Here is a 26729-nt window from a genome sequence, read left to right as displayed (position 1 = left end):
TCAGCTTCGATCGGCAAATCGCAAGGGGAGCGGTGACTTGCGGCTTGTCGTTCGAAGCTTGTAGCTGTTTTCTTAGAACTTGGCTTCCGCGTCCAGCTGCAAGGTGTTGGCGTCAGCGTCACGCTGGGTACGGCTGGCGAAGTCAGCCTTGGTCAGGAAGTACGTGGCACCGATAGCGAAGTTCTTGTCGATGTCGTAACCGACCTTGAACTTGTGGCCACGGGAACCGGTGGTGCCGTTGGCGAAGTCGGAGTCGGTGAAAGCGCCGACTACGGCGTTGCGCTGCACGTCACGATAGTTGTAATCGAGGTTCAGGCCGAAGACTTTCGACTTGGCACCCAACAGCCACGCGGTGTCCTGATCGGTCACGGCATCGTTGTTCTTCACGTACTGACCGTAGAACGACAGTGGCATTGGCAGACCGCCGATGTCGACCTGGCTGAAGCCTTCATACAGACGGAATTCGTTGTTGGCCGAGTTGCCGTTGACCGCCAGTGCGCACGGTGTGGAAGTGCCGGTGCAGCGGCTGTCTTCGTCGTTCTGGTAGGCATAGACACTACCGCCCAGAGTCACTTTCAAGTTGTCGGTGATGTTGAAGCGGCTACCCAACTGGCCGGCGGTCAGACGCAGGTCGTGACGGAATTGCACGCCATCGCCATCGACGTTGTCCTTGAGGTTGTAGTTACCCAGGCTGCCGAACAGTTCGGCGCTGCTGCCCAACGGGTATTTGTAGGTAACGGCCAGACCTTCCGGGTTGATGTCGCTATCCCAGATCACGTCGCCCATGCTGACCCACGGCTGGAGCATCTTGCCGCCGATAATGTGCAGGTTCTTGATCTGGTCAGGGTGGTAGTCGATGTAGCCCAGATCCAGCCAGATCTGCTTCTTGTCGAAGTAGTTGTCCTGGTCCTGGTTGGTCGAACGGGCATCATCGCCGCCGCCGGTGGCGATACGGATACCGGTGTCGACTTGCGGATTGATCTCGGTGTAGGCACCCAGACGGGCGCGGATGCGCTGACGGTCCTTGTCGCGGCCACCGTTGTTCGGTTCGCCGTCGATCTTGATGGTCTCCTGACGGATACGCACATCGCCCTTGAATTGGGTCTTGGCTGCCCAGGCGAGTTTCTGGTCGAAGACGCTTTGTTCGTTGGTTTTCTTCGCAACAGCGGCGACTTGTTCGTTGGTCTCTTGCTGCGCCTGCTGCGCGATTTGCTGAGCCTTCTGATCCTTGGCCAGTTCAGTTTGCAGTTCGATGTACTGCGCCTGGGAAATGGAACCGTTAGCCTTGAGCATGTCGAGCAGTTTGGCGTCGACTGCAGCACTGGCCGGAACACTCATGGCCAGCAACAAGCCACCGCACAGGGCCGCCGCAGTTTTCGTGGAAGCAAGACGCATAGCAATCTCCGAAGATGAGAGGGGATGGCACAACCATCCGGGGCACAACCGACGATTCGAGCGTCGGAAAACAGTGTCCGGGTAGAACCCGGCGCTCTAAAAACAGGCGCCAGTATCGCGATGGTTTATGACAGGGCAGTGGCACAGTGATGGCAGGTTGATGACGATATCGATTTGTCCTGAACTATTGATCTAGAGCGCTGTCGGCCGATTGCGGGTGTGCAATGCCACGCAATCGGCGATACTCGCCGGGCGCTGAAGTCTTGTTGTGGAGAGCTGTCGATGCCGTTGCAATGCCTGCAAAACCTGTCGCAAATCGCTCCGGCAACCTGGGATGCGCTGGTCCCTGAAAGCCAGCCATTTCTGCGCCACGCTTTTCTCAGTGCACTGGAAGACAGTGGCAGCGTTGGCCCTCACACCGGCTGGCAACCCGAGCATTTGCTGCATATTGAAGATGATCGACTGATCGCCGCACTGCCCAGTTATCGCAAGTGGCATTCCTACGGCGAGTACGTGTTCGATCATGGCTGGGCCGACGCCTGCGCCCGCGCCGGCATCGATTACTACCCCAAGCTGTTGAGCGCCGTGCCGTTCAGCCCGGTCAGCGGCCCGCGCTTGTTGGCGGCCAATGTCGAAGACGGTTTCGAGCTGCTCAAGAGCCTGCCCGGTTACCTGGAAATCGAAGGGCTTTCCAGCGCGCACATCAACTTCACGGATCCTTTCACCGACGCTGCAATGGCCGAGCAACCAGGCTGGCTGCAACGTATTGGCTGTCAATATCACTGGCAGAATCGCGGGTATCGCGACTTTCAGGATTTCCTCGACGTACTCAGTTCGCGCAAGCGCAAACAGATGCGCAAGGAACGCGAGCAAGTGGCGGGGCAGGGGTTTGAATTTGAATGGCTGGAGGGGCGCGAGCTGGACGAGGCGCAGTGGGATTTTGTCTACGCCTGCTACGCCAATACCTATGCGGTGCGGCGTCAGGCACCGTACCTGACGCGGGAGTTTTTCAGTCTGCTGGCCGAGCGTATGCCCGAGGCGATCCGCGTGGTACTGGCCAAACAAGGCTCACGGCCGGTGGCGATGGCCTTCAGTCTGGTCGGTGGCGACAGTTTCTACGGGCGCTATTGGGGCTGTCTGGCGGAGTTTGATCGGCTGCACTTTGAGACGTGTTTTTACCAGGGCATGGATTACGCGATCGCGCAGGGTTATCAGCGTTTCGATGCTGGCGCTCAGGGCGAGCACAAGTTGATTCGTGGCTTCGAGCCGGTGATCACCCATTCATGGCATTACTTGCGTCATCCGGGGTTGAAAGCGGCGGTTAAGGATTTCCTGAAACAGGAACGCGCCGGCGTCCTCGCTTATGCCGAAGAAGCGAAAACCGCGTTGCCTTATCGCCAAACCTAGATCCCTTGTGGGAGCGAGCTTGCTCGCGAAAGCGGTGTTGCAGTGACATGGATATCAGCTGACACACCGCCTTCGCGAGCAAGCTCGCTCCCACATTTGTTTTGTGTATGCCTTGGCTACTCTTCTTTGCCCAACCAGCGATAGATCCCGCCACCGACCACCGCGCCAATCAACGGTGCGACCCAGAACATCCATAACTGCGCAATTGCCCAGCCGCCGACCATCAGTGCCGGTCCCGTGCTACGGGCCGGGTTCACCGAGGTGTTGGTGACGGGAATCGAGATCAGGTGAATCAGCGTCAGGCCCAGGCCGATGGCGATCGGTGCCAGCCCCGGTGGTGCGCGTCTATCGGTCGCGCCCAGAATGATGATCACGAACATCGCCGTCATCACCAGCTCGGTCACAAACCCTGCCGCCATGGAATACTTCCCCGGCGAATGCTCACCATAACCATTGGAAGCGAGGCCTGCAGCGATATCGAAACCCTCCTTGCCGCTGGCGATATGCGCGATCAGCGCCGCCGCGAGAATCGCGCCAAGCACCTGCGCGATGATGTAGGCGGGCAACTCTTTGGCCGGAAACCGACCGCCGACGAACAGACCGACCGACACGGCCGGGTTTAGGTGACATCCGCTGATGTGACCGATGGCGAATGCCATGGTCAGCACCGTCAGACCAAACGCCAGGGCCACCCCCAGCACCCCGATTCCCAACGGTGAAGACGCGGCGATCACCGCGCTGCCGCAACCACCCAATACTAACCAGAACGTACCCAACAACTCAGTGACTGAACGTTTGAACAGAGACATGAGAGGCGTCCTTGATAGCCCTGCTATCGAGACTGCATCGAGTTGTGCATCCCTGCAGATTTACGACAGGTTTCGTACCGAAACCTTGGCTGAGTACAGCAGGCTTTCTGCGGATTTCCAGCAGCCACAAAAAAACCGCCAGCGCCCTTGGTTTGCGGGCTGTGGCGGCCTTGTGAGCTGTTGCATGTCCATTGTGGGAGCGAGCTTGCTCGCGAAAGCGGTGGATCAGCAACGCAAGTGGCGACTGATACGACGCTTTCGCGAGCAAGCTCGCTCCCACAGGGAAGTCCAGTGCATCAATCTATGCCGACAAACCCTCCGGTCTGGTGCGCCCAAAGTCGTGCATACAGACCGCGATGGGCCAACAGCTCGGCATGGGTGCCGCTCTCGGCAATCTTGCCGTTCTCCAGCACCACCAGCCGATCCATACGGGCAATGGTCGAGAGTCGGTGCGCAATCGCGATAACAGTTTTGCCCTGCATCAGGGTTTCCAGGCTTTCCTGGATCGCCGCCTCGACTTCCGAATCCAGTGCCGAGGTCGCTTCGTCCATGATCAGGATCGGCGCGTCCTTGAGCAACACTCGCGCAATCGCGATGCGCTGGCGTTGGCCGCCGGACAGTTTCACCCCGCGCTCACCGACGTGCGCGTCAAACCCGGTGCGCCCTTCGGCGTCCGACAGCAGCGGAATGAACTCATCGGCGCGCGCTTTGTGCACCGCGTCCCATAACTCGGCATCGGTCGCATCCGGTTTGCCGTACAGCAAGTTGTCGCGGATCGAACGGTGTAGCAGCGAGGTGTCCTGGGTGATCATGCCGATCCGTGCACGCAGGCTTTCCTGACCGACTTCGGCGATGTTCTGGCCATCAATCAGAATCCGCCCACCCTCGACGTCGTACAGGCGCAGCAATAGATTGACCAGCGTCGATTTGCCGGCGCCGGACGGTCCGATCAAACCGATTTTCTCACCCGGTTTGATATTCAGATTGAGATCGCCGATGATCCCGCGCTTCTTGCCGTAGTGAAAATCCACGTGCTCGAAACGCACTTCGCCACGGGCCACTTCCAGCGGTTTGGCTTGCTCGTGATCGGTGACGCTGACCGGTTGCGAAATGGTCTGTAAGCCGTCCTGGACCATGCCGATGTTTTCGAAAATGCCGGTGACCACCCACATGATCCAGCCGGACATGTTGACGATGCGAATCACCAGACCGGTGGCCAGGGCAATCGCCCCGACAGTGATCAGCGATTGCGTCCACAGCCACAAGGCCAGGCCTGTGGTGCCGACGATCAACAGGCCGTTCATGGTGGTAATGGCGATGTCCATGCTGGTCACAACGCGGCCCGCCAGTTGGGCTTTTTCGGTTTGTTCTTCGATTGCTTCGCGGGCGTATTGCTGCTCGTAATTGGTATGGGCGAACAACTTCAGGGTGGCGATATTGGTGTAACCATCGACGATCCGCCCCATCAGTTTGGAGCGTGCATCGGAGGACACCACCGAGCGCTCCTTGACCCGCGGCACGAAGTAACAGAGCGCGCCAATGTAAGCGGCGATCCACGTCAGCAACGGAATCATCAGGCGCCAGTCCGCCTCGGCGAACAGCACCAGCGAGCTGATCGCGTAGATCAGCACATGCCACAACGCATCCACTGCTTGCACCGCAGAGTCACGTAGCGAGTTGCCCGTCTGCATGATGCGTTGGGCGATACGACCAGCGAAGTCATTCTGGAAAAAGTTAAGGCTCTGCTTGAGCACGTAGCTGTGGTTCTGCCAGCGGATCATGCTGGTCATGCTCGGGCTCAGGGTCTGGTGCACCAGCAGGTCGTGCAGGCCGACAAAGACCGGGCGCAAGATCAGCGCGACCACGGCCATCCAGGCCAATTCCAGGCCATGCTCCTGAAAGAAATTCGGATTCGGTGCACCTTGGGCGAGGTCAATGATGCGACTGAGGTAGCTGAACAACGCCACTTCGATCAAGGCGCCGAACAGTCCGACGGTGAGCAGGGCGGCAAAACTCGGCCAGACCTGCTTCAGGTAATAGGTGTAGAAGGGCAGCACGCGATCCGGCGGGGATGCCGTGGGGGCGTCGCGGAACACGTCGATCAGTTGTTCGAAACGGCGATAGAGCATCAGATAACCGCCCGGGGAACGGGCTCTCCTTTTATCGGTGTGAGCGGCGCGCGGGATCAGGCCAGCGCCGCTCGATACGCCCAGTACAGCTTAGTCGATGACTTTGGCCGACTTGATGAAGACAGGGTCGGAAGGCACATTTTGCATGCCTTGTTTGGTGGTGGTCGGCGAGTTGACGATGATGTCGACGACGTCCATACCTTTGACCACTTTGCCGAATACTGCGTAGCCATCGCCCTGGTCGAGGAAGTCGTTGTCCTTGACGTTGATGAAGAACTGGCTGGTCGCCGAATCAGGTACGGAAGTGCGAGCCATGGACAAGGTGCCACGAACGTTAGCCAGACCGTTTTTGTGTTCGTTCTTGATTGGAGCCTTGGTTTCTTTCTGCTGCATCTGTTGAGTGAAACCACCGCCCTGGACCATAAAGCCCGGGATCACGCGGTGGAAAATCGTGTTGTTGTAGAAGCCGCTGTTGACGTAATCGAGAAAGTTCTTGGTGCTGATCGGTGCCTTGACCGGATCCAGTTCGATTTCGATCTGGCCGTTGGTGGTGTCCAGCAGCACATGCGGTGCCTTGGTTGGCGTGGCAGCCATCAGGTTGGCGGCAAACAGCACAGTACCAGCGGCGAGGGCGAGTTTTTTCAACATGGGTCAGTGATCCTGAGATTGAATATCGGCTGCGGCAAGGAACTCCAGCAGCGTTTGATTGAAACGTTCGGGTTGATCGAGCGGGGTGGCGTGGCGCGAATCGGCGATCACCACCAGCCGCGCATTCGGCAGCAGTTTTACATAGGTTTCTTTCAGTGCCACCGGTGTGTAGTCACGGTCGGCGCTGATGACGAGCGTTGGACAGGACACTCGGGAAAGTCGTTCCTGAACGCCCCAGCCAACAATCGCATCGAAGCTGGCGAGATAAGCACGTTTGTCGTTTTTTGCCCAGCGTTCGACCATTTTCTGTCGCAGATCCGCCTGTTCCGGTTTCGGAAAAAGTTTACCGCCGAGGGCTTTGCCGATGGTCGCGAGGCTGAGTACGCGCATCAGGCTCCAGCGTTTGAACCACTGCCAGTAGTCGTCGCGGCTGCGGATTTTGACCTCGGGCGCACTGTTGACGATGGTCAGGCTCTTGAGCATTTGCGGATGATCGACGCCGAACTGGAAGCCGATCATGCCGCCCATCGACAGCCCGACGTAATGCACCGGGCCGAGGTTCAAGTGCTCGATCAACGCCAGCAGGTCGTTGCTGAAACCGGCGATGCTGTAGCGCTCGCGCGGTTTGTCCGAACGCCCGTGGCCCCGAACATCCGGGACGATCACCCGATAGTGCGCGGCCAGCGCCGGGATCTGCATTTCCCAATCCAGCGTGCTCGAACCGAGCCCGTGAACCAGCAGCAACGGCGTACCGTGGCCATATTCCTCGTAGTGCAGGTTGCAACCTTCGTGCTGGAAATACGCCATCGGTGAACTCCGTGTCAGGCTTGTTCAGGGGCGGCGAACGGGGCGTCCAGCGGCAAAGTGTCGAAGGTGCGCAGCAGTTCGATGAGGATTTGCGTGGCCGGGCCCAAGGGTTTGTCCTTGTTCGAATACAGATAGAAGCTGGAGTTGCGGTTGCCGCCCCTGTCCAACGGTAGCAGCTTGAGCGAGCCATCCTTCAGCTCTCGTTCAATCATGTGGCGAGGCAGCCAGGCAAAACCGAGGCCGCTGCTGACGAACGTCGCCGCTGTGGCGAGGCTGCCAACGGTCCAGCGCTGTTCGGCGCCGAGCCAGCCGACATCCCGTGGTTGCTGGCGGCCGGAGTCGCGGATCACCACTTGCATCTGGGTTTCCAGATCCTGAAAGCTCAGCTCACGGTTGAGCCGGTGCAGCGGGTGATCGGGGTGGGCGACGGCGACAAACTCTACGTCGCTCAATTCCGCGCCGAGGTAACCGGGAATGCTCAGGCCAGTAATGGCCAGATCGGCCACGCCTTCGAGCAGCACCTCCTCGACACCCGACAATACTTCCTCACGCAGACGCACGCGGCAGCCACGACTCTGCGGCATGAACGCGGTCAGCGCGCGGACGATGCGTGCGCTTGGATAGGCTGCATCGACCACCAGCCGCACTTCGGCTTCCCAACCTTGCTCCATGTGATGGGCGAGGTCTTCCAGTTGACTGGCCTGTTTCACCAGTTGCCGCGAGCGGCGCAGCAACACACCGCCGGCTTCGGTGAGCACGGCTTTGCGCCCGTCGATGCGCAGCAACGGCACGCCGAGCTGGTCCTGCATGCGGGCGACGGTGTAACTCACCGACGATTGCGAACGGTGCAAGGCCTCGGCGGCCTGGGCGAATCCGCCGTGGTCGACCACGGCCTGCAATGTTCGCCATTGATCAAGGGTCACGCGGGGCGCTTTCATCAATAGCTCCTCTTGTCCTAAGCTGGCCGTCCCTCATGGAGACTGCCGAATGAAAAAATTCTGTTGTGTGCTGCTGGCGCTGCTTCCGCTGACCGCTTTTGCTTATCCGATCGATGTGCAGAAGGATCTCAACGGCATGAAGATCGATTACGAGACCTTCGATACCGATAACGACATCGGCTCGATTCGGGTGGCCAACTACGGTGATGTCGACGCAGTGTGCAAGGCCGTCTTCACCAATGGACCCGAGGCGCCGCGCACCCGCAACATCGAAGTGGCAGCCGGCAAACATAAAAACGCCACGGCCAAGTTCACCCGCGAGATCATCAAGCTGCGCATCAAACTGACCTGCACCCCGAAATAACGGTCGCTCCCTTGTAGGAGTGAGCCTGCTCGCGATAGCGGTGTGTCAGATACATCTGTGTTAACTGACACACCGCTATCGCGAGCAGGCTCACTCCTACAAGGTGTGTGTCAGCATCTAAACGAATTATTCGATGCTTTGCAGCAATTATTTGCGCTTTTTCATCGATTCGACTCTGTTTAACCTTCACTCCATCGACCTACAACATTCTCGGATGGAGGCTACACACCATGTCCCGCGTTCTGATCATCGAAAGCAGCGCCCGCCAGCAAGACTCGGTTTCCCGTCAACTGACCCAGACTTTCATCAGTCAGTGGAAAGCAGCGCATCCCAACGATCAGATCGCTGTGCGTGACCTCGCCGTGAACCCGGTGCCACACCTGGACAGCAATCTGTTGGGTGGCTGGATGAAGCCTGCCGATCAGCGCAACGCCAACGAGCAATCGTCGCTGGATCGTTCCAACGAATTGACCGATGAGTTGCTCGCCGCCGACGTACTGGTGATGGCCGCGCCGATGTACAACTTCGCCATCCCGAGCACCCTCAAGGCCTGGCTCGACCACGTGCTGCGTGCCGGCGTGACCTTCAAGTACACCGAAACCGGCCCCCAAGGCCTGCTCAGCGGCAAACGTGCCTACGTGCTCACCGCTCGCGGCGGCATCTACGCCGGCGGCCCGGCCGACCATCAGGAACCGTACCTGCGTCAGGTCATGGGCTTCATCGGCATCAACGACGTGACGTTCATTCACGCCGAGGGCATGAACCTCGGTGGCGACTTTCAGGAGAAGGGCCTGAATCAGGCCAATGCCAAGCTGTCCCAGGTCGCTTGATAGGTTAATCCCCAGATAATCGCCGATTGTTTAAGTGACCTGGCGCAACCCCTTCAAGGCTCTACGCGCATCGAACCTCCCTTTGCACTTGTTGCTCCTGAGTGCTGTAGCCCGATTGAACGCATTAGCGAGATCGGGCTTTTTTTTGTCTGCGATTTGATGAACAACGCAATTTCCCTTGTAGGAGTGAGCCTGCTCGCGATAGCGGTGTGTCAGTCAATGCTGATGTGTCTGAACAACCGCCATCGCGAGCAGGCTCACTCCTACAGGGGATTTGTGTTGTTCGAGGGTTCGCGGTCTGGCGCAAAAACCGCTATCGTCGCCGCCATTCAAATTAGGGGCGAGCATGGGCTATCTACTTTTTGTCACGCTGATCCAGGCGTTTTCCTTCAGTCTGATCGGCGAATACCTGGCCGGTCACGTCGACAGTTATTTCGCGGTGCTGGTGCGCGTCGTGCTGGCCGGGCTGGTGTTCATTCCGTTGACCCGCTGGCGCTCGGTCGAACCTTCGTTCATGCGCGGCATGCTGATGATCGGCGCCTTGCAGTTTGGCGTAACTTACGTCTGCCTCTACCTGAGCTTCCGCGTGCTGACGGTGCCGGAAGTGTTGCTGTTCACCATCCTCACGCCGCTGCACGTGACGTTGATCGAAGACGCCCTGAACCGGCGCTTCAATCCGTGGGCGCTGATTGCCGCGCTGGTCGCGGTGGGCGGGGCGGCGGTGATTCGTTTCGACAGCATCAGCCCGGACTTCTTCATGGGCTTCCTGCTGCTGCAACTGGCCAACTTCACCTACGCCGCCGGGCAGGTGATGTACAAGCATCTGGTGGCGAAACACCCGAGCGATCTACCGCACTATCGGCGTTTCGGCTTCTTCTACCTCGGCGCGTTGGCGGTGGTGTTGCCGGCATTCCTGATGTTCGGCAAAGCCAATTTCCTCCCGGAAGCGCCGTTGCAGTGGGGCGTGTTGCTGTTCCTCGGCCTGGTCTCGACCGCGCTGGGCATGTACTGGTGGAACAAGGGGGCGTGCATGGTCAACGGCGGCACGCTGGCGGTGATGAACAACCTGCATGTGCCGGTGGGGTTGCTGCTGAATTTGCTGATCTGGAATCAGCATGAGGAACTGGGGCGGTTGTTCCTTGGCGGCAGCGTCATCCTCGCTGCCGTGTGGATCAGCCGTCTCGGCATCCGCAAATCCCCAGCCACCGCATAACCCCTGTGGGAGCGAGCCTGCTCGCGAATGCGCTGGGTCAGATAAGTATGGGTCGACTGACACATTGCATTCGCGAGCAGGCTCGCTCCCACATTTGATCTTTGGGTTACATGAGGTGTTTCTGTGGTTCGGGAATGCTCGCCGCGCCAAGTACCGCCGGCAGCAGGCCAGAACGCAAATCCCCACCACTCGGCTGTTGATACAGACTCAGCCCAAACTCCGGCAACACCGCCAGCAGATAATCGAAAATATCCCCCTGAATCCGCTCGTAATCGGCCCACACCGTGGTGCGGGTGAAGCAGTAGATCTCCAGCGGAATGCCCTGCGCCGTGGTCTGCATCTGCCGGACCATGCAGGTCATGTTCGGCTGAATCTCCGGATGACTCTTCAGATACGCCAGTGCATAGGCGCGAAACGTGCCGATGTTGGTCATGCGCCGGCGGTTGGCCGACATCGCCGCGACATTGCCCTGCGCCTCGTTCCATGCCTTGAGCTCGGCTTTTTTGCGGCTCATGTAGTCGGTGAGCAGGTGCACTTGGGAGAGCTTTTCCTCTTCGTCATCGCGGATGAAACGCACACCGCTGGCGTCGATGAACAGGCTGCGCTTGATCCGCCGCCCGCCGGACTGCTGCATGCCGCGCCAGTTCTTGAACGACTCGGACATCAGCCGCCAGGTCGGGATCGAAACGATGGTCTTGTCGAAGTTCTGCACCTTGACCGTGTGCAGGGTGATGTCGACCACATCGCCGTCGGCGCCGACTTGTGGCATCTCGATCCAGTCACCCACGCGCAACATGTCGTTGCTGGTCAACTGCACACTGGCGACAAACGACAGCAGGGTGTCCTTGTAGACCAACAGAATCACCGCCGACATTGCACCCAGACCGGAGAGCAGCAACAGCGGCGAACGGTCGATCAATGTGGCGACGATGATGATCGCGCCGAACACGTACAAAACCATTTTTGCCAGCTGCACGTAGCCTTTGATCGAGCGCGTACGCGCATGTTCGGTACGCGCATAGATGTCGAGCAGGGCATTGAGCAGAGCGCTGACCGAGAGCAGCAGGAACAGAATGGTGAACGACAACGCGACGTTGCCGAGAAAGGTCATCGCGGTTTTGTTCAGTTCCGGCACCAGATGCAGGCCGAACTGGATGACCAGCGATGGCGTCATCTGCGCCACACGCTGAAACACCTTGTTATGGCGAAAGTCATTGATCCAGTGCAACGCCGGCTGGCGTCCGAGCATGCGGCTGGCGTGCAGGATCAGGTAACGCGCCACTCGTCCGAGCACCAGTGCGATGACCAATAGCACGGTCAGTGCGAGGCCAGCCTGCAAGAACGGATGCTGTTCGAGGGTGCCCCAGAGGTCTTGGGCGTTGTGCCAGAGCTGTTTGAAATCCATATGAGCAACGATTCTTCTGTAAGACGCGATGGGCGATTAGAGCATTTAAGACGCCGTGTATTACCGTTGAAGACAAATCGAGCAACAAAAAAGCCACTGATTACGTCCGTTTGTATAAAGAAACTCGGCCTGAGCGCTCGAAACCGGTAACCTATGCAGCTGTTTTTTTGCATATCTTCGAGGTAGCACCCGTGTTTTCCCAATTCGCCCTGCACGAACGCCTGCTTAAAGCTGTGGCCGAGCTGAAATTTGTCGAGCCAACGCCTGTGCAAGCCGCGGCCATCCCGCTGGCGCTCCAAGGGCGTGATCTGCGGGTGACGGCGCAAACCGGTAGCGGCAAAACCGCCGCTTTCGTACTGCCGATTCTCAATCGCCTGATCGGCCCGGCCAAGGTCCGCGTCAGCATCAAGACGCTGATCCTGCTGCCGACCCGCGAGCTGGCCCAGCAGACGCTGAAGGAAGTTGAGCGCTTTTCGCAGTTCACTTTCATCAAGTCCGGCCTGATCACCGGCGGTGAAGACTTCAAGGTCCAGGCCGCGATGCTGCGCAAAGTGCCGGACATCCTCATCGGTACCCCGGGCCGGATGATCGAGCAACTCAACGCCGGCAACCTCGACCTCAAAGAAGTCGAAGTGCTGGTGCTCGACGAAGCTGACCGCATGCTCGACATGGGCTTCGCCGAAGACGTACAGCGTCTGGTTGACGAATGCCCGAACCGTCAGCAGACCATGCTGTTCTCGGCCACCACCGGTGGTTCCGGCCTGCGCGAGATGATCGGCAAGGTACTGAACAACCCTGAGCACTTGCAGCTCAACGCGGTCAGCCAGCTGAACTCGACCACCCGTCAGCAGATCATCACCGCCGACCACAATCAGCACAAAGAGCAGATTGTGAACTGGCTGCTGGCCAACGAGACCTACCAGAAGGCCATCGTCTTCACCAACACCCGCGCCATGGCCGACCGCATCTACGGCCGCCTCGTGGCTCAGGAATACAAAGCGTTCGTGTTGCACGGCGAGAAAGACCAGAAGGATCGCAAACTGGCGATCGACCGTCTGAAGCAGGGCGGCGTGAAGATTCTGGTCGCTACCGACGTCGCGGCCCGTGGTCTGGACGTTGATGGCCTGGATCTGGTGATCAACTTCGATATGCCACGCAGCGGCGACGAATACGTGCACCGCATCGGCCGTACCGGTCGTGCCGGCAACGACGGTCTGGCGATCTCGCTGATCTGCCACGGCGACTGGAACCTGATGTCGAGCATCGAGCGCTACCTGAAGCAGAGCTTCGAGCGCCGCACCATCAAGGAAGTCAAAGGCACCTACGGCGGACCGAAAAAGGTCAAGGCCTCGGGCAAAGCCGTTGGTGTGAAGAAGAAAAAGACCGACGCCAAGGGTGACAAGAAGAAAACTGCCGCCAAGACGCCGACCAAGCGCAAGAGCGTCAATCGTCCGAAGCCTGACTCGTTGGTGAGCAGCGACGGCATGGCACCGCTCAAGCGTCGCAAGCCAGCAGAGCCTGCGGCTGAGTAAGGCGTTTCTAGCGAGCATAAAAAACCCGGACAGTGTCCGGGTTTTTTTTCGTCCATCAGTTGCCGAGCTGACCACTGGTGTCGGCATCAAAGCGCCGTTTGGCTTGATCGGCCGCCGGCTTCAATGCTGCGAGCAAGGCTGCCTCGCTGTACAACCGCGTGACCGCCAGCTCCTTCGGCGTCGGCTCGATCGGGATCAGCACGTCCTCACCGTCGGCGTGCAGCCAGATTGCGACAACGTGCAGTGCCGAGACAAACAGCACGCGCAGCTCAACGGTTTTACCCTGCAATTGCGGCGCTTGTTCCGCCAGTTTCAGCGCAGCCACCGTAGCGGCGGCGTGATCGCCGTGGTTCAACGAGGCGAATTCGACATGCCCGCGCACCTCGGCCAGTTGCGCATCGGCAATCGTCACGCCGTCGGCAAACACCAGGTAATGCCAGTCGCCGATTCGTGCGTCTTTCAGACCTTTGCCGTGGCTCAGGTCTTCCAGATTCAGTGAGTAGCCGCGATAGGCCTCACTGAGGCTGATCTTCGCAGGTGCTGCGTTGGCGAATTGGCGATTGGCGCCAAAGCCTTGGGTTTGCAGTGCAGCTTGCAGCGCCGGGCGCAAGGTCTGTACGCCGTTGGAAGGCGCCTTTGGATAAGTCAGTTGCATGATCTCGCCCTCCTAGTTTTTCACGGTGAAGTAAGTGTGGGTCCAGTTGCCGCCGCCGTTGTAGGCGCGGGGGAACGCGTTCAGCGCGCGGGTCGAATAGCCGTAGATGGAGTCTGCAACCAATACGTAATCGCCGTTGGTGCCGTAGATCGTCAGGAAGTGCGCACCGCCGCCGTACCAGGCGCAGCGCAGTCCGACCGGGCGGCCCATGCTGATCTGGTTACGGATGGCCGACATCTGCAGCGAGCCCTGATTCATGCCGTTGTAGCTGCGAGTGGTTTGCAGAGCGGAATCCAGATAGCCGTAGACGTTGCACGGCCCCGGCTGATTGCAGCAATTGCGGTCCAGTTGGGTGCTGGCCACGCCGCACTGCGTCCAGTTGCCGGTGCCGTAATAGTTGCCGACCGAAGCGGACACGGCGGCCCAGCACCAGTTGGTCTGGGTCTGTTTCTGCATGTTGAAGTTAAGGCTGCCAGCGGCGCGGGCGCTGAGCTGTTCAGCGGCTTCGACTTCGGCGAGTTGCGGGTCGAGCAGGTGACCGGCCAGGCACCTTGGCAGTGATTCGCCGGTGAATTGTGTTGCTGCTGTTGTTAACATTTTTCAATCCTCCATGAGTGAAAACAAGCGTCCAGCTTGTGTGGGTGTTGCGGTGTTGCCGAGCGATCGGTGTTCACGGGTTGCCATGTCATATGGCGGGTTCCGATCTCGTTGCTCGATGTAACCGTAGATGTGGATATGCGTTAATGCAAATAAATAAATGCATTAATGCATTTCCATAAGCAAAAGATCGCAGCCTTCGGCCGTTCCTACAGGGATCGATGTAGGAGCTGCCGCAGGCTGCGATCTTTTGATCTGGCTTTTAGCTTTCCGCTTTTTTCTCCGCCGTGCCCAACTCTTTCAACCGCTGATCAATCAACTGACATTTATCCGGCAGATCGGCACTGGCCGTGCCCAGATCCATCTTCTGCAACTCGGCGTTGATCTCCTTGGCCTTGGCCGGATTCTGTTCGGTGAGCTTGGCGACTTCCTTGGCCAGTTGTTCGCGCTTTTCGGTGGCTTCCTCCGGCGTGCAGGCCCAGACGGGCAGGGCGCAGGCCAAGGTGGCGGCGAGGGTGAGCTTGATCAGGGTTTTCATGGGCAGGCCTCAGTTCCGGTTAAGGCGGGTTAACCGGTTGAGCGGCGAAACTGGCGAAAAGTTCAGACTCTATGGGCGCGAGCAAGCTCCCTCCCACAAAAGGCTTTCATTTACCGTGGCAGCAACTGGATTTTGTCGCTAGCTCATAGCGATCGTGATGCCGCACCCACTCCATGATCTCGTCTTCATTCCTGCCCTTGGGCGTGAGGTCGAGGTAGTTATAGGCGCAGACCAGCATGTCGAGACCGCGAGCGTAGGTCGAGTAGGTGTGGAAAATCTCCCCGGCCTCATCGCGATAAAACACACTCAACCCCGGCATTTCCTCCTCAGCACTGTCAGTCTTTTCGTAGTTGTACGTAGCCTTTCCCGCCGCGACATCCTCAGCCCGGGCACAAACGCCGAAGTCATAGTTGAAGTCGCAACCCTCTGACGACACCCAGTCAAACTTCCAGCCCATCCGTTGTTTAAACGCCTGGAATTCGTTGAAGGGCGCATGGGACACAGCTACCACCGCGATGTCGTGATGAGCCAGATGCTGGTTGGCGCCATCAATGTGGTCGCTGAGGAACGAGCAACCCTGGCAACCTTCCTCCCAGTCCTTGGCAAACATGAAGTGGTAAACCACCAATTGGCTGTGTTTGCCAAACAGGTCAGCCAATTTCAACTCGCCGTTCGGACCCTGGAAGTGGTAGTCCTTGTCGACCTTCACCCATGGTAAGGCTCGACGCTCGGCGCTGAGGCGATCGCGTTCCTTGGTGAAAGCTTTCTCATGGGCCAGATGCTGCTTACGGGCGGCGAGCCATTCTTCGCGCGATACCACCGGATGATTCTCAACGTTCATGATGATTTCTCCTGCGGGGTTGAAACCGTCTGTTTCAGACTAGTCGTTTAACCCTGCTGCAAATCGACAGACCGCCGGTCGGTCGCTGCGGGAAATGCGGCTGAACGGCTGCGAGCCACTCCGGTCACAACCTATGAACGCGCCATAAATTACGCGCACCGGAGGTTGTATCAGGATGACGAAATATAATTGGGATTTGATTGAACGCTTGCTGCATGAAGTGCAGAACAGTGCCGGCCACAGTTTTGCCCCTCGAGCCTACGCCGAAGACTATGCGGCGGCGAAAGCCAGCGCCGGCGAGCCGATCGAGAATCTGGATCATCTGAAAACGCTGGCCTGCGATTATGAACGGTTGCTGCTGTTGCGCGGCTACATCGCACCGCGTCCGGATGAGGAGGGCAGCACGGGAAACAATTTTGTTCTGACGCCTCGCGGTTCCAGCCTGCTGAGCCTGATCGACAGCAGCATTCCTGGCAACGATCACCCGCGTCAGGTGCTGGATGAGCAAGAGGATGCGCTGGCCGAGGCGACCTTTGAGGAAGTGGCGTCTAAAGCCCAGATCGCCTGAGTTTACGCAGATCCCCTGTAGGAGTGAGCCTGCTCGCGATAGCGGTCTTCCAGTGACATCAATGTTGACTGGAACACCGCTATCGCGAGCAGGCTCACTCCTACAATTGGATGTAGGTGTCTTCAGGTTTTTTGCGCGGCCTTGAGGCATTTGAGCTCGTTGAAGTCTTTGCGCACTCCTTCGATTTTCCTCAACAACCGCTGACGCTGTTGCGGCGTACTTTCGGCCATCAAGTCCACCGCCAGAGATCGTCCTTGTGCTTCAGTTTCGGCGAAGGCCTTGCGGTAATCGGCTGTCCATAAACTCTCGCGATTGACCAGAAGCGTCTCGATTCTCTGTGGGAATTCGGGGCTTTTGCGTTGTGCGACGGCGGCACTGAATTGCTTCTGCCAATGGGCGCGATTGGCGATCCATTGCGTGTACTGATCGCCCAGCGCGGTCGACCACGCCATGACCCGCTGTTCTTGAGTGGCGCTCAATGGCCCCAGCCAGTCGTTCAGACGTTTAACCATGCGTGCGCCGCGCTCGGCAATTTGCTGATCAAGCGGCGGCTTGAGGTATTCCTGCTGACGCTTGCGCAGATCCTTGGCAAACGCATCATTCATCTCGGCCACTTGCTTGTCATCCAGCCCTTGCAGCAACTCGATCGCCGACGGGGTGATCTCTCGAGCGGTTTCGGCAATCGCCTGCTTGGCTTCCGCAGTGCGCGCCTGTAGCGCGGCATCGGTGACCTGATTGGATTCGACCATGGTCTGCAGGCGATCAAGCCAGTCCAGATAGCCCGGCAATTGCGTGGTGCAATGCCAGCTCAGGTGGTCCTTGAGGCGTTCGTTGAACCAGTCTTTCTGCTCGCCGTTCATGTCCAGATAGTCGCTGAGCGTCCATGGAATGATCACGTCGAGGTTGCGATAGGCCAGGCCGACACGGCTGCAAGCGCCGAGGGCGAGGGTGAAGATCAGTAGCGCGGCGATCTGTTTGAACCAGCGAGACATGGGCGAATCCTTGCGTGAGCCTGGCTTCGAGGAACTGATTCCTATGTGAACGCAGAATGAACCCGGCAGTTCAGCCGATCAATAGAACGCGCGCGCAGCCTTGAGGGTGACGAGGCCGTCGCACTCGCTGTTGTGCCCGGAGTAGGCCGAACAATCGCTGCCGCTGAGACTGGAGTCGCTGTAGATCAGATCGAGGTCGACGCCCATGAATGGTCGGGACAATTTCACCGACCAATCGGTAAAACTGCCGACATAACCACCGTCCACGGCCACTGGTGTGTTCAGTTGGTGGGTGGTGTATTTCATGCTGACGCCGATGCCGAATGGCTGGTTGCCGCCAAGATCGGCAAACAACGTGTTGTTCTGTTTATCCGGGTCATTGCTGAAGGCCACGCCGAAACGACTACCGAGCAAGGTCAGGCCACCGAACAGCTCCTGGCTGTCGAGAGTGTCTACCTTGGGATAGCTGTAGTGGATCATGCCGACTTCATAGCCGAGGGTCTGATCGAAAGGTTGTTTAAAACCGACGTAGGAGTCGATTTCGAGGTTCTTGCCCGGGGAGATGCCCATGCTCGGTGCGTACTGGCCGACATAGAGGCCGCTGTCGTGGCTCAGGTCGAGGCCGCCATGGAAGGAACCGACTGCCGCCGGTTTGACCAGGCCTTGAGCCATGCTGCGCGTGGGCGTGGTACCGAGTTTGAGATCGAAGTCGCCGAGTTCACGCTGGAAAATCTGCGCGTGCGCGGTCGAGCCAACTATCAGGCTTACGAGCAATAAACAGGAAGATTTGCGCATGCGTCACTCCATGAACAGCGAGTGCAGGAATGCGGGCCTGCTGAAACGCTTGATCTAGACGCGTGCAAGGATACCGGCGAATGATCGGCATTGAAGGCCGTTCGTCGATTCACAAGGAATTTTGTTTAAAAAGGAGGGAGGTTACGCGGTGCCAGTCCAGGCGCTTCAAAGCTCAAAGCGCCTCTGGACGGGTGTAAAACCGGTGTTACTTCTTGCCCAGGCTGATCTGCTTGGACGGGCCGAATGTCTGGCCACTGACGCCTTTGGCAATTTGCTGGATCTCGCCACCAGACTTGAGAAACGCTGCAATCTGATCGTTGATCGATTCGCTGGTTTCAACGGCTGGAGCTGGCTTTGCTTTGCTGGAGGATGCTTTTACACGCATGGCGGCCATTAACCTGTAGAAAAGTAACTCGGCCAGGCATCGTACAGGAATAACTTGACAATTGCTTGGTAAATATCCCCCGGAATAACCAACCGCATTGCTGCATTATTCTCGATCCAATATTCGAAATATCCGGCTAACCTGCTGTTTTAAATAACAACATTTATGTGCGCGTGCATTGAAATATTCAGTCATGAGCGTTCGTGCCTGTCTGACGAGCGGCACCTCGGCCCTGCTGCGCCCGAGGAAAATCAAGGTGTTGAACCGGTTTCACAAGCGTGCCGATCTGTCACCCGACGGCCACGATAAAAACGGGTAGAATGCCGCCCACGCAATGAGGGTTCTGGAAATGGCTTTAGTCGGGCGTTACAACAGTTTGCAAGTGGTTAAACACACTAACTTCGGTTTATATCTGGATGGCGGTGCCGATGGCGAGATTCTTTTGCCTAATCGTTATATCCCGAAAGATATTCCGACCGAAGATGAAGATTGGCTCAACGTTTTTGTTTATCTGGACAGCGAAGACAAACTTCTCGCCACCACGGAAAAACCGAAAGTGCAGGTGGGCGAATTTGCCAGTCTGAAAGTCGTTGAAGTCAACAGCATCGGTGTGTTCCTCGATTGGGGGCTGCCGAAGGATCTGTTGCTGCCGTATTCCGAAGAGAAGCGCCAGATGACCGCCGGCGAATACTGCGTGGTGCATGTCTACCTCGACAAGCACACCCGCCGTATCACCGCCACTGCGCGACTGGATCGCTACCTCGACAAGACTCCGGCCAATTACAGTCAGGGTCAGGAAGTTGATCTGCTGGTTGCCGAAGCCACCGACATGGGCTTCAAGGCGATCATCAACAACAAGCACTGGGGTCTGATTCACAAGAATGAGATCTTCAAGTTCATGCGCGCCGGCATGCTTGAGAAGGGCTACATCAAGGAAGTGCGTGCCGACGGCAAGATCGCCCTGAGCCTGCAACCGGTTGGCCAGGAAGCTGCCAGCAGCCTGAACTCGAAGATCCTCGCCAAGTTGCGTGACAACAGCGGCACGTTGCCGGTCAGCGACAAGAGCGATCCAGCGTTGATCAGCAGCCTGTTTGGCGTCAGCAAAGGCAACTTCAAGAAGGCCATCGGCTCGCTGTACAAGGAAGGCAAGATCGTTATTCATGCTGATCGCATTGAACTAACCTGAGCCTTGGGTGGCCCATCTTGCATGGGACACACACGAGATCGGGTCGATGAAAAAAACGCTGATTGCCTACGTCGCCACACTGGTGATGTTTTTATTGCTCGACGGTCTCTGGCTCGGCCTGTTGATGGCGCCGACCTATCGCGAACTGCTCGGCCCGCTGATGCTCGAAAAACCGCTGCTGATTCCTGCAGCGGTTTTTTATTGCCTGTATGTTTTTGGCTGCGTGGTGTTTGTGGTGCTGCCTGCGGCGACCTGGCAGTGGGCGGCGAAGCGGGGCGCGTTGTTGGGGCTGGTGGCTTATGGCACCTATGACCTGACCAATTGGGCGACGTTGCGTGGCTGGTCGGTGCAGGTGACGCTGATGGATTGGGCGTGGGGGACGTTTGCTACTGCTGTGGCTTGTAGCGTCGGGTTTTTGTTGGCGAGGCGGTTTGGCAATGTCTGATCCGAAATGCAGGTAAGCAATGCCGGCCTCTTCGCGAGCAAGCTCGCTCCCACAGGGAAATGCATTCTAATTGTGGGAGCGAGCTTGCTCGCGAATGGCGGCGCAGCCGACAGCCACTTACCGCTGACGCCGCTGAAGCACAAAATGTCTTTTCCAGACGGCTTTTTGCGCTCGAGTCATTGATAATCCTCGACACTGTTTTCTGACCATTGGATGGCCTGCCATGTTGTGTGTATTCGAGGTGTTGCGGTGAGTGTCGAGCGGCGCAATGCCGACAGTTTTGCCCTGCAAGTGATGATCGGCCTCTGCCTGATCTGGGGCGTGCAACAGGTGATGATCAAGTGGGCCGCAGCGGACATCGCACCGGTGATGCAAGCGGCGGGGCGCTCGGGAATTTCCGCGTTGCTGGTCGGTTTGCTGATCTGCTGGAAAGGCGGCTGGGATCAGGTCGGTACGACCTGGCGCGGTGGCTTACTGGCCGGTGCGCTGTTTGGTCTGGAGTTTTTTTTCATCGCCGAAGGCTTGCAACTGACCACTGCTGCGCACATGTCGGTGTTCCTCTACACCGCACCGATTTTCACCGCGTTGGGTGTGCACTTTCTGCTGGCCAGTGAGCGACTGCGGCCGCTGCAATGGCTTGGCATCCTGCTCGCCTTCATCGGCATCGCGATTGCCTTTGCCGGCGGTGTGTCGTGGGACAACCTCGACCGGCGCATGCTGCTCGGCGATGCCTTTGGCGTATTGGCTGGTGCCTGTTGGGGCGCGACCACGGTGGTAGTGCGCGCTTCGCGTCTGTCGGAAGCACCGGTGACGCTGACCCTGTTCTATCAATTGATCGTCGGCTTCATCGGGCTGCTCTTGATTGCGCTGTTCAGCGGCCAGATCACCCACGTCAGCCTGACCACCGTGGCGGTGGCCAGCGTGTTGTTCCAGGGCCTGGTGGTGTCGTTCTTCAGTTACCTGATCTGGTTCTGGTTGCTGCGTCGTTATCTGGCGGCGAACCTTGCGGTGTTTTCGTTCATGACGCCGCTGTTTGGCGTGACCTTCGGCGTGATTCTTCTGGGCGAACAGCTGAGTGTGAACTTCGTGATCGGCGCCGTTCTCGTGCTGTTCGGCATCACTTTTGTCAGCGCCGAGCAGTGGCTGCGTCGGCGTTTGCGCAAAGCGCTGGGCCAGCGCTAGTCGATTGCATCGCCAGACCGCCGGCAATCAACAATCCGCTGCCGGCGGTGACCAGTGCTGGCTGCAAACCGCCGCTGAAATGGCTGCTCAACGCCGCCAGCAACGGGCCGCTGAGTTGGCCGACGGCGAAGCACGCGGTGAGCATGCCGGCATTGCGTTGGGTGGCATGCGGCGCCAGTTCCCGCGAGCGTTGCATGACCAGTTGCATGCAGGCGAGGAACGGTGTGCCACAGAGGATCACGCCCAGTGCGAGGCCCAGGCCACTGCCGAGCAGGCAGGCAAAGACACCGGCCGCTTGCAGCCACAACGTCGCCATCAACCAGTGGCGCGTCGTTTCGGGATCGTGACGCCGTAGACTCACCAGCAACACGCCAAGCGCCGCGGCCAGACCGAAGCACGGCCAGAACAAGTCCGCCTGCCATTGTCCGTGAAATTGCCCAGTGGCCATCTGCGACAGGAAGGTCGCGGGAATGATGTAGCCGACGCCGTACAGCGCATAAATCACGGCCAGCCGCCCGATGCCGCGATTCGATGGATTGCCTGCCGCCACAGCAACCGCAGCCGTTGCGACGGGCTTAGGCAGCAGTCGCCAGACGCTCAGCATCATCACCAACGCAGCCGCTGCGTAAATCAGCCACAACGTCGCGGAAGTCTGGTTGAGCAGGTGTGAGACCAGCGCCAGCAATCCTGTCAGAAAAATCCCTAAGCCCGGTCCGGCGAACACCAGTGCGCCCAAACGTGGACGACCCGCTGCCGCAGCCAACGGTTGGCTTAAAGTCGTGATCATCACCAGCACCCAGGCACTCGCCACCCCGGTGCCGAAGCGCAGCACCAGGTGCGACCAAAAACCATCGGCCCAGAACGATGCCAGGGTCAGCAGCACACACAGCCACAAGCCACCGTGCAGGCGCCGCTGAACCTGTTGCGGGCGATGGGCGAACATCGCGTCCACCGCGCCGAGCAAGTAACCGAGGTAGTTGGCCGCTGCAATCAGACCAGCGGCTGTCAGGTCGATCTGACCTTCGCTGAGCAGGTGCGGCATTTGCGGGGTGAGAGCGAAACGTCCGATGCCCATGGCCATCATCAGGGCCACGAAGCAGGCAGATAAGCGAATAAGCGGCGACATGGTCGGGATTCCTTTGAAGGATCAATGACCGTCAGGCTAGGACTGATTGACTTTCTTTAAAATTGAATAATAGTGAGTAACTTGTTCTGTTCTGGAGAAAGGTTGTGGAATTCAGCCAACTACGGATCTTCCAGGCCGTGGCCGAGGAAGGTTCCATCACCCGCGCTGCGGAACGCCTGCACCGCGTGCCATCGAATCTATCGACCCGACTCAAGCAACTGGAGGAGCAGCTCGGTGTCGAGTTATTCGTCCGTGAGCGTCAGCGTTTGCAACTGTCGCCTGCAGGAAAAGTCCTGCTGGACTACACCGGTAAACTCTTCGCCCTGCGCGATCAGGCCAGTGCGGCGGTGATGGGCGGCAAACCCGCCGGTGACTTCGCTCTGGGCACCATGTACAGCACGGCGGCGATTCATCTGCCGGCGCTGCTGGCGCAGTATCACAAGCTCTATCCAGCGGTGAATCTGCAAGTGCAGTCAGCACCGAGTGGCGAGTTGCTGGAGGGGTTGCTCACCGGGCGCCTTGATGCCGCGTTGGTCGACGGCCCGCTGGAACTCGCCGGGCTCGACGGCGTGCCGTTGTGCGAGGAGCGGTTGGTGTTGATCACTGAAATCGATCATCCGCCGGTGCGCAGCGCGCGGGATGTTGAAGGGCGTTCGGTGTTCACCTTTCGTCGCGGCTGTTCCTACCGCATGCGCCTGGAGGCGTGGTTTTCGCACTATCACGCGACTATGGGCCGGGCGATGGAGATCGAGTCGTATCAAGGCATGCTCGCCTGTGTGATTGCCGGCAGTGGCGTGGCGCTGATGTCGGAGTCGATGCTGGCCAGTCTGCCGGGGCGTGACAGCGTCGCGGTGCATCCATTGGCCCAGCCATTTGTGGGTGCGACAACGTGGCTCATGTGGCGCAAGGGCATGGTCGGCGCCAACCTCAATGCCTGGATCGAGGTGCAGCAGGCTGTCTATCCTGCGGCTCAGATTGAAACCCGAGAAACAGCCTGAACCAATGGCGGCATATTCTGTTCAATTCAGTAACAGATCATTGCGGATTTGGCCGAGCATTACGTAGGACTTCGGACTATTATCAGTGCGAAGCGGCCTCAGAATTCCGGCCGCTCAGCACCACCCTGAAGGGGGCATGACGATGAAAGAGAAAATTCAAAACTGGCTGCACGACTTGGGTGTTGCCCTTGGCTTGATCGAACCGCCTCTGCAACCTGTCCCGATCCGCACCGATGACGAGCAGCGCCGCCGTCAACAACGGCGCCGGTAAGCCCCCGATCCGAGATCAAAGGATTCCGATCAAGAGATCGCAGCCTGCGGCAGCTCCTGCACGGATTAATGCAGGAGCTGCCGCAGGCTGCGATCTTTTGCTTTTAATGACGGCCGATCTCCAGTAAAAACCGGCTTAAGTCATTCGCGGTCTTCGCGGTCTTGAGCATGCGGTCTTCCTCGGCGGTAAACGCCGTCAGGCCGAATTCATCTTCCAGATGAAAGATCAGATCTTCTATATCGGCTTTCTCCAGGCCCAGTTGCACAAGGCTGGTGTTGTCGTTGAATTCGCGGGTTTCCAACAGACGCCGGATATATCGGTGCACGGCGGCACGCACGGCAGCTCTTCTCATGGCAGATATTTCTGATTGTTGTTGTGCTTGAGTGAAGCAGGCCTCAGACGTGGCCGCGCAACCACTCGTCAATCATCGAACGCAAATGCTCCCCGGAAAAACTGCCGAAGTGCCCGCCATGCACCGTGCGGATCGGCAACGCCTGCAAACGTCGCAGGCTGGCGGCGTAATCCTCAAGATTGGAGTGGTAGGCGTCTTCGATCAGCGGCCCGTCGTAAATGATGTCGCCGCTGAACAGCGTTTCAGTCGCCGCTTCATACAGGCTGATGCCGCCCGGCGAATGCCCCGGTGTATGCAGCACCTGCAGCGTGCGATTGCCCAGATCGAGCACATCGCCGTCCTCGACAAACCCGGTCGCCGGCGCGGCTTTGACCCGGTATTCGGCGTAGCACAACGGGCAATCCGGATGCGCTTCGAACATGTCGTCGCCAACGAAAGCGCGGCTCAAGTCGTTTTCGCCATCCGGCGCGGCCAGAATGTCCGCTTCGGCCGGATGCACCAGCCGTTCAGCAAATTCGTGATGCCCGGCGATATGGTCGAAATGGCAATGACTGGCCACTGCCACCAGTGGCCGCTCGGTAATCCACGGCAACTGTTCGCGCAGGCTGACCAGTCCTGAGCCGCTGTCCAGCAGCAGGTCTTTGTCACGGCCCTGCACATGCCAGAGGTTGCAGCGGTAGAACGGGCGGATATACGGCTCGTGAATCAACCGAATGCCATCGCTCAGGTGCTGCACTTCAAACCACTGATCACGAGAAACGATCTTCATCGGTACTTTTCTCCAAGCGTAAAAAAACGAGTGTGGCAACCGACGCCACACTCGTCGAAGAAAGCATCAAGTCGTTATGTTTCAGCTTAGATCGCGCGGGCCACCGAGACAGGACGGCGCGAGGCGAGGCTGACCACGACAAAACTCACCAGACCCACCGCCAGGCTGTAGTAGATCGGTGTATTGGCATCCAGACCGTCCTTGAACATGAACAGCAGTGCGGTGGCGAAACCCAGGCCCATGCTGGCGATGGCGCCGGCGGTGGTTGCGCGTTTCCAGAATATCGCACCGATCAGCGGAACCAGCATGCCGCCGACCAACAGGTTGTAGGCGAGGGTGAGGGCGCTGATCACGTCATTTACCACCAGCGCAATACCCAGCACCACGACACCGGTCAGCAGGGTGAACAGACGGTTGATGCCCAGGCTCGACTGTTTGCCGCCACGCAGTTTTGGCAGCAGGTCTTCAGTCAGCGTGGTGGCGGCGGCGAGCAGGCCAGCGCTGGCGGTGGACATCATTGCCGCCAGTGCTGCAGCGATCACCAGGCCACGGATGCCGTCCGGCAGCGACAGTTTGACGATGGCGGCGAAGGCGTTGTTGACGTTGTCCAGATCCGGAATCAGCACGTGTGCAGCCATGCCGATCAGCGCGCAGGCCAGGCCGTAGATGATGCAGTAGATGCCGGCGATGCTGCCGGCGTATTGCGCGACTTTGGCGGTCTTGACGGTGAACACCCGTTGCCAGATGTCCTGACCGATCAGGATGCCGAAGAAGTAGATCATGAAGTAGGTGATGATCGTGTCCCAGCCGATGGTGGTGAAGCTGAAGGCAGTCGCCGGCAGTTTCAGCACCAGTTCGTCCCAACCGCCGACGCGGTACAGGCAGATCGGCAACAGGATGAACATCAGGCCCACGGTCTTGATGATGAACTGGACGATGTCGGTCAGGGTCAGCGACCACATACCGCCGATCGCCGAGTAGATCACCACTACGCCACCGCCGAGCAATACCGACACCCAGAATGGCAGGCCGAACAGCACTTGCAGGACGGTGCCGATCGCCAGGATCGAGGTCACGCCGATCATCAGTGCGTAGGCCAGCATGATCGCCGCGCTCGCCGAGCGGGCCATCGGGTTGTAGCGTTTTTCCAGGACCTGGGTAACGGTGTAGATCTTCAGTTTCAGCAGCGGTTTGGCGAGGAACAGGTTCAGCGCAACGATGCCGCAACCCAGTGCCGCACACAGCCAGAAGCCGGAGATGCCATGCACGTAGCCCAGACGCACGGTGCCGACGGTGGACGCGCCACCGAGCACGGTTGCGGCCATGGTGCCCATATACAGGCTTGGGCCGAGGTTGCGACCGGCAACGAGAAAGTCCTCGTTGGTCTTGGCCTTGCGCATGCCGAAGTAGCCAAGCAAGAGCATGCCGGCGGCGTAGATGAGGACGACGAATAAATCCAAAGCCATGATGGCGTGTCTCCGATTGTCTTTTTTATGTGAGGCTGATTCGAATCTCCCTGTGGGAGCAAGCTCGCTCCCACAGGGGGTAGGCG

29 protein-coding genes are annotated in these 26729 nt (G+C 58.6%); 11 read left to right on the top strand and 18 right to left on the bottom strand.

All coding sequences use genetic code 11. The annotated features are described in order from the left end of the window. Positions 1 to 72 precede the first annotated feature (72 nt). Entirely contained in the window at positions 73 to 1395 is a 1323-nt protein-coding gene (locus BMY54_RS23065) for a putative porin (protein WP_007914428.1), read from the bottom strand. 282 nt (positions 1396 to 1677) lie between these two features. Between BMY54_RS23065 and BMY54_RS23060 the strand changes: the two genes are divergently transcribed. Then, positions 1678 to 2802: a GNAT family N-acetyltransferase gene (locus BMY54_RS23060; protein ID WP_093438117.1), complete on the top strand. Its 1125-nt coding sequence runs from the start codon at positions 1678 to 1680 to the stop codon at positions 2800 to 2802. A gap of 116 nt (positions 2803 to 2918) precedes the next feature. On the opposite strand, the gene aqpZ is transcribed toward BMY54_RS23060, so the two are convergent. The 5 genes from aqpZ to BMY54_RS23035 form a co-directional block, all read right to left on the bottom strand. Next, positions 2919 to 3611, bottom strand: coding sequence for an aquaporin Z (gene aqpZ / locus BMY54_RS23055; protein WP_093438113.1), 693 nt, complete (start codon positions 3609 to 3611; stop codon positions 2919 to 2921). Between the two features lie 296 nt (positions 3612 to 3907). Then, entirely contained in the window at positions 3908 to 5740 is a 1833-nt protein-coding gene (locus tag BMY54_RS23050) for an ABC transporter ATP-binding protein (protein ID WP_093438109.1), read from the bottom strand. Positions 5741 to 5830: 90 nt separating this feature from the next. Further along, entirely contained in the window at positions 5831 to 6388 is a 558-nt protein-coding gene (locus BMY54_RS23045) for a peptidylprolyl isomerase (RefSeq protein ID WP_093438104.1), read from the bottom strand. A 3-nt stretch (positions 6389 to 6391) separates the two neighbouring features. After that, positions 6392 to 7195, bottom strand: coding sequence for an alpha/beta fold hydrolase (locus BMY54_RS23040; RefSeq protein ID WP_093438101.1), 804 nt, complete (start codon positions 7193 to 7195; stop codon positions 6392 to 6394). 14 nt (positions 7196 to 7209) lie between these two features. Then, positions 7210 to 8133 (bottom strand): PA3225 family LysR-type transcriptional regulator, encoded by a 924-nt coding sequence (locus BMY54_RS23035; protein WP_007914443.1) that lies wholly within the window; start codon positions 8131 to 8133, stop codon positions 7210 to 7212. 49 nt (positions 8134 to 8182) lie between these two features. On the opposite strand from BMY54_RS23035, the gene BMY54_RS23030 reads away from it, so the two are divergent. From BMY54_RS23030 to BMY54_RS23020, 3 genes are all read left to right on the top strand, one after another. Then, positions 8183 to 8497, top strand: coding sequence for a hypothetical protein (locus BMY54_RS23030; protein WP_016985956.1), 315 nt, complete (start codon positions 8183 to 8185; stop codon positions 8495 to 8497). A 230-nt stretch (positions 8498 to 8727) separates the two neighbouring features. Next, on the top strand, positions 8728 to 9327 hold the full coding sequence (locus tag BMY54_RS23025) for an FMN-dependent NADH-azoreductase (protein WP_093438095.1): 600 nt from the start codon (positions 8728 to 8730) through the stop codon (positions 9325 to 9327). Between the two features lie 346 nt (positions 9328 to 9673). Next, entirely contained in the window at positions 9674 to 10540 is an 867-nt protein-coding gene (locus BMY54_RS23020; protein WP_093438091.1) for a carboxylate/amino acid/amine transporter, read from the top strand. Between the two features lie 106 nt (positions 10541 to 10646). Here the strand turns inward: BMY54_RS23020 and BMY54_RS23015 are convergent, their stop codons facing one another. After that, positions 10647 to 11945, bottom strand: coding sequence for a mechanosensitive ion channel family protein (locus BMY54_RS23015; protein WP_093438086.1), 1299 nt, complete (start codon positions 11943 to 11945; stop codon positions 10647 to 10649). A 191-nt stretch (positions 11946 to 12136) separates the two neighbouring features. Here BMY54_RS23015 and BMY54_RS23010 point away from each other — a divergent pair, with 191 nt between their 5' ends. Further along, positions 12137 to 13477, top strand: a complete 1341-nt coding sequence (locus tag BMY54_RS23010) for a DEAD/DEAH box helicase (RefSeq protein ID WP_038358505.1) — start codon at positions 12137 to 12139, stop codon at positions 13475 to 13477. Between the two features lie 55 nt (positions 13478 to 13532). On the opposite strand, the gene BMY54_RS23005 is transcribed toward BMY54_RS23010, so the two are convergent. The 4 genes from BMY54_RS23005 to BMY54_RS22990 all read right to left on the bottom strand — a co-directional run bounded on the left by BMY54_RS23005 (position 13533) and on the right by BMY54_RS22990 (position 16108). Beyond that, a complete protein-coding gene (locus BMY54_RS23005) occupies positions 13533 to 14132 on the bottom strand; it encodes a hypothetical protein (RefSeq protein WP_093438082.1) in 600 nt (199 codons plus the stop codon). 12 nt (positions 14133 to 14144) lie between these two features. Then, positions 14145 to 14729, bottom strand: a complete 585-nt coding sequence (locus tag BMY54_RS23000; RefSeq protein ID WP_093438078.1) for a papain-like cysteine protease family protein — start codon at positions 14727 to 14729, stop codon at positions 14145 to 14147. A gap of 262 nt (positions 14730 to 14991) precedes the next feature. Continuing rightward, a complete protein-coding gene (locus BMY54_RS22995) occupies positions 14992 to 15267 on the bottom strand; it encodes a hypothetical protein (RefSeq protein WP_093438074.1) in 276 nt (91 codons plus the stop codon). A gap of 106 nt (positions 15268 to 15373) precedes the next feature. Then, the gene (locus tag BMY54_RS22990; protein WP_093438069.1) at positions 15374 to 16108 is read right to left on the bottom strand and encodes a DUF899 domain-containing protein; all 735 of its coding nucleotides are present in this window, start codon (positions 16106 to 16108) and stop codon (positions 15374 to 15376) included. A gap of 175 nt (positions 16109 to 16283) precedes the next feature. Between BMY54_RS22990 and BMY54_RS22985 the strand changes: the two genes are divergently transcribed. Continuing rightward, complete coding sequence (locus tag BMY54_RS22985; protein WP_093438066.1) at positions 16284 to 16676, top strand: transcriptional regulator; 393 nt, start codon at positions 16284 to 16286, stop codon at positions 16674 to 16676. A 122-nt stretch (positions 16677 to 16798) separates the two neighbouring features. Here the strand turns inward: BMY54_RS22985 and BMY54_RS22980 are convergent, their stop codons facing one another. The 3 genes from BMY54_RS22980 to BMY54_RS22970 form a co-directional block, all read right to left on the bottom strand. Continuing rightward, positions 16799 to 17668 (bottom strand): DUF6279 family lipoprotein, encoded by an 870-nt coding sequence (locus BMY54_RS22980; RefSeq protein WP_093438063.1) that lies wholly within the window; start codon positions 17666 to 17668, stop codon positions 16799 to 16801. Positions 17669 to 17746: 78 nt separating this feature from the next. Beyond that, positions 17747 to 18463, bottom strand: a complete 717-nt coding sequence (locus BMY54_RS22975; RefSeq protein ID WP_093438058.1) for a TorF family putative porin — start codon at positions 18461 to 18463, stop codon at positions 17747 to 17749. Positions 18464 to 18668: 205 nt separating this feature from the next. Then, positions 18669 to 18857, bottom strand: a complete 189-nt coding sequence (locus BMY54_RS22970; RefSeq protein ID WP_170844885.1) for a hypothetical protein — start codon at positions 18855 to 18857, stop codon at positions 18669 to 18671. A 340-nt stretch (positions 18858 to 19197) separates the two neighbouring features. On the opposite strand from BMY54_RS22970, the gene BMY54_RS22965 reads away from it, so the two are divergent. The 3 genes from BMY54_RS22965 to BMY54_RS22955 all read left to right on the top strand — a co-directional run bounded on the left by BMY54_RS22965 (position 19198) and on the right by BMY54_RS22955 (position 21661). After that, complete coding sequence (locus BMY54_RS22965; RefSeq protein ID WP_093438054.1) at positions 19198 to 20034, top strand: CvfB family protein; 837 nt, start codon at positions 19198 to 19200, stop codon at positions 20032 to 20034. Between the two features lie 46 nt (positions 20035 to 20080). Continuing rightward, positions 20081 to 20479, top strand: a complete 399-nt coding sequence (locus tag BMY54_RS22960) for a DUF2177 family protein (RefSeq protein ID WP_093438050.1) — start codon at positions 20081 to 20083, stop codon at positions 20477 to 20479. A gap of 249 nt (positions 20480 to 20728) precedes the next feature. Next, on the top strand, positions 20729 to 21661 hold the full coding sequence (locus BMY54_RS22955; RefSeq protein ID WP_093438047.1) for a DMT family transporter: 933 nt from the start codon (positions 20729 to 20731) through the stop codon (positions 21659 to 21661). Here the strand turns inward: BMY54_RS22955 and BMY54_RS22950 are convergent. Next, positions 21606 to 22787 carry an MFS transporter gene (locus BMY54_RS22950; protein WP_093438043.1) on the bottom strand — a complete coding sequence of 394 codons (1182 nt, stop codon included), beginning with the start codon at positions 22785 to 22787 and terminating at the stop codon, positions 21606 to 21608. The two genes, BMY54_RS22955 and BMY54_RS22950, sit on opposite strands and share 56 nt — an antisense overlap. 104 nt (positions 22788 to 22891) lie before the next feature. Between BMY54_RS22950 and BMY54_RS22945 the strand changes: the two genes are divergently transcribed. Together BMY54_RS22945 and BMY54_RS31015 are read left to right on the top strand one after the other, a co-directional pair. Next, positions 22892 to 23785, top strand: coding sequence for a putrescine utilization regulator PtrR (locus BMY54_RS22945; RefSeq protein ID WP_093438038.1), 894 nt, complete (start codon positions 22892 to 22894; stop codon positions 23783 to 23785). Positions 23786 to 23927: 142 nt separating this feature from the next. Continuing rightward, complete coding sequence (locus BMY54_RS31015) at positions 23928 to 24056, top strand: PA1414 family protein (protein ID WP_007914492.1); 129 nt, start codon at positions 23928 to 23930, stop codon at positions 24054 to 24056. A gap of 103 nt (positions 24057 to 24159) precedes the next feature. Here the strand turns inward: BMY54_RS31015 and BMY54_RS22940 are convergent, their stop codons facing one another. The 3 genes from BMY54_RS22940 to BMY54_RS22930 all read right to left on the bottom strand — a co-directional run bounded on the left by BMY54_RS22940 (position 24160) and on the right by BMY54_RS22930 (position 26643). Further along, the gene (locus tag BMY54_RS22940; RefSeq protein ID WP_034153223.1) at positions 24160 to 24408 is read right to left on the bottom strand and encodes a phosphopantetheine-containing protein; all 249 of its coding nucleotides are present in this window, start codon (positions 24406 to 24408) and stop codon (positions 24160 to 24162) included. A gap of 43 nt (positions 24409 to 24451) precedes the next feature. Further along, on the bottom strand, positions 24452 to 25177 hold the full coding sequence (locus BMY54_RS22935; protein ID WP_093438035.1) for an MBL fold metallo-hydrolase: 726 nt from the start codon (positions 25175 to 25177) through the stop codon (positions 24452 to 24454). An 86-nt stretch (positions 25178 to 25263) separates the two neighbouring features. Then, positions 25264 to 26643: a sodium:solute symporter family protein gene (locus BMY54_RS22930; protein ID WP_093438031.1), complete on the bottom strand. Its 1380-nt coding sequence runs from the start codon at positions 26641 to 26643 to the stop codon at positions 25264 to 25266. Positions 26644 to 26729 lie beyond the last annotated feature (86 nt).

Origin of the sequence: Pseudomonas sp. ok266, from assembly GCF_900110195.1 — a bacterium.
In the GTDB taxonomy this organism is placed as follows: Bacteria; Pseudomonadota; Gammaproteobacteria; order Pseudomonadales; family Pseudomonadaceae; genus Aquipseudomonas; species Aquipseudomonas neuropathica.
The sequence above is the reverse complement of the archived record's forward strand: the minus strand, read 5'-3'. Positions and strand labels throughout refer to the sequence as shown.

What these genes read in the sequence shown, in the direction of transcription:
- BMY54_RS23050 (WP_093438109.1), bottom strand. Translation starts at nt 5,740, where the DNA reads ATGCTCTATCGCCGTTTCGAACAACTGATCGACGTGTTCCGCGACGCC.
- BMY54_RS22980 (WP_093438063.1), bottom strand. Translation starts at nt 17,668, where the DNA reads ATGTCTCGCTGGTTCAAACAGATCGCCGCGCTACTGATCTTCACCCTC.
- BMY54_RS22940 (WP_034153223.1), bottom strand. Translation starts at nt 24,408, where the DNA reads ATGAGAAGAGCTGCCGTGCGTGCCGCCGTGCACCGATATATCCGGCGT.
- BMY54_RS23030 (WP_016985956.1), top strand. Translation starts at nt 8,183, where the DNA reads ATGAAAAAATTCTGTTGTGTGCTGCTGGCGCTGCTTCCGCTGACCGCT.
- BMY54_RS23000 (WP_093438078.1), bottom strand. Translation starts at nt 14,729, where the DNA reads ATGTTAACAACAGCAGCAACACAATTCACCGGCGAATCACTGCCAAGG.
- BMY54_RS23060 (WP_093438117.1), top strand. Translation starts at nt 1,678, where the DNA reads ATGCCGTTGCAATGCCTGCAAAACCTGTCGCAAATCGCTCCGGCAACC.
- BMY54_RS23015 (WP_093438086.1), bottom strand. Translation starts at nt 11,945, where the DNA reads ATGGATTTCAAACAGCTCTGGCACAACGCCCAAGACCTCTGGGGCACC.
- BMY54_RS22965 (WP_093438054.1), top strand. Translation starts at nt 19,198, where the DNA reads ATGGCTTTAGTCGGGCGTTACAACAGTTTGCAAGTGGTTAAACACACT.
- BMY54_RS22930 (WP_093438031.1), bottom strand. Translation starts at nt 26,643, where the DNA reads ATGGCTTTGGATTTATTCGTCGTCCTCATCTACGCCGCCGGCATGCTC.
- BMY54_RS22970 (WP_170844885.1), bottom strand. Translation starts at nt 18,857, where the DNA reads ATGGCCGCCATGCGTGTAAAAGCATCCTCCAGCAAAGCAAAGCCAGCT.
- BMY54_RS22975 (WP_093438058.1), bottom strand. Translation starts at nt 18,463, where the DNA reads ATGCGCAAATCTTCCTGTTTATTGCTCGTAAGCCTGATAGTTGGCTCG.
- BMY54_RS23045 (WP_093438104.1), bottom strand. Translation starts at nt 6,388, where the DNA reads ATGTTGAAAAAACTCGCCCTCGCCGCTGGTACTGTGCTGTTTGCCGCC.
- BMY54_RS23005 (WP_093438082.1), bottom strand. Translation starts at nt 14,132, where the DNA reads ATGCAACTGACTTATCCAAAGGCGCCTTCCAACGGCGTACAGACCTTG.
- BMY54_RS22960 (WP_093438050.1), top strand. Translation starts at nt 20,081, where the DNA reads ATGAAAAAAACGCTGATTGCCTACGTCGCCACACTGGTGATGTTTTTA.
- BMY54_RS22990 (WP_093438069.1), bottom strand. Translation starts at nt 16,108, where the DNA reads ATGAACGTTGAGAATCATCCGGTGGTATCGCGCGAAGAATGGCTCGCC.
- BMY54_RS22995 (WP_093438074.1), bottom strand. Translation starts at nt 15,267, where the DNA reads ATGAAAACCCTGATCAAGCTCACCCTCGCCGCCACCTTGGCCTGCGCC.
- BMY54_RS23025 (WP_093438095.1), top strand. Translation starts at nt 8,728, where the DNA reads ATGTCCCGCGTTCTGATCATCGAAAGCAGCGCCCGCCAGCAAGACTCG.
- BMY54_RS31015 (WP_007914492.1), top strand. Translation starts at nt 23,928, where the DNA reads ATGAAAGAGAAAATTCAAAACTGGCTGCACGACTTGGGTGTTGCCCTT.
- aqpZ (WP_093438113.1), bottom strand. Translation starts at nt 3,611, where the DNA reads ATGTCTCTGTTCAAACGTTCAGTCACTGAGTTGTTGGGTACGTTCTGG.
- BMY54_RS23035 (WP_007914443.1), bottom strand. Translation starts at nt 8,133, where the DNA reads ATGAAAGCGCCCCGCGTGACCCTTGATCAATGGCGAACATTGCAGGCC.
- BMY54_RS23065 (WP_007914428.1), bottom strand. Translation starts at nt 1,395, where the DNA reads ATGCGTCTTGCTTCCACGAAAACTGCGGCGGCCCTGTGCGGTGGCTTG.
- BMY54_RS22950 (WP_093438043.1), bottom strand. Translation starts at nt 22,787, where the DNA reads ATGTCGCCGCTTATTCGCTTATCTGCCTGCTTCGTGGCCCTGATGATG.
- BMY54_RS23020 (WP_093438091.1), top strand. Translation starts at nt 9,674, where the DNA reads ATGGGCTATCTACTTTTTGTCACGCTGATCCAGGCGTTTTCCTTCAGT.
- BMY54_RS23040 (WP_093438101.1), bottom strand. Translation starts at nt 7,195, where the DNA reads ATGGCGTATTTCCAGCACGAAGGTTGCAACCTGCACTACGAGGAATAT.
- BMY54_RS22935 (WP_093438035.1), bottom strand. Translation starts at nt 25,177, where the DNA reads ATGAAGATCGTTTCTCGTGATCAGTGGTTTGAAGTGCAGCACCTGAGC.
- BMY54_RS22985 (WP_093438066.1), top strand. Translation starts at nt 16,284, where the DNA reads ATGACGAAATATAATTGGGATTTGATTGAACGCTTGCTGCATGAAGTG.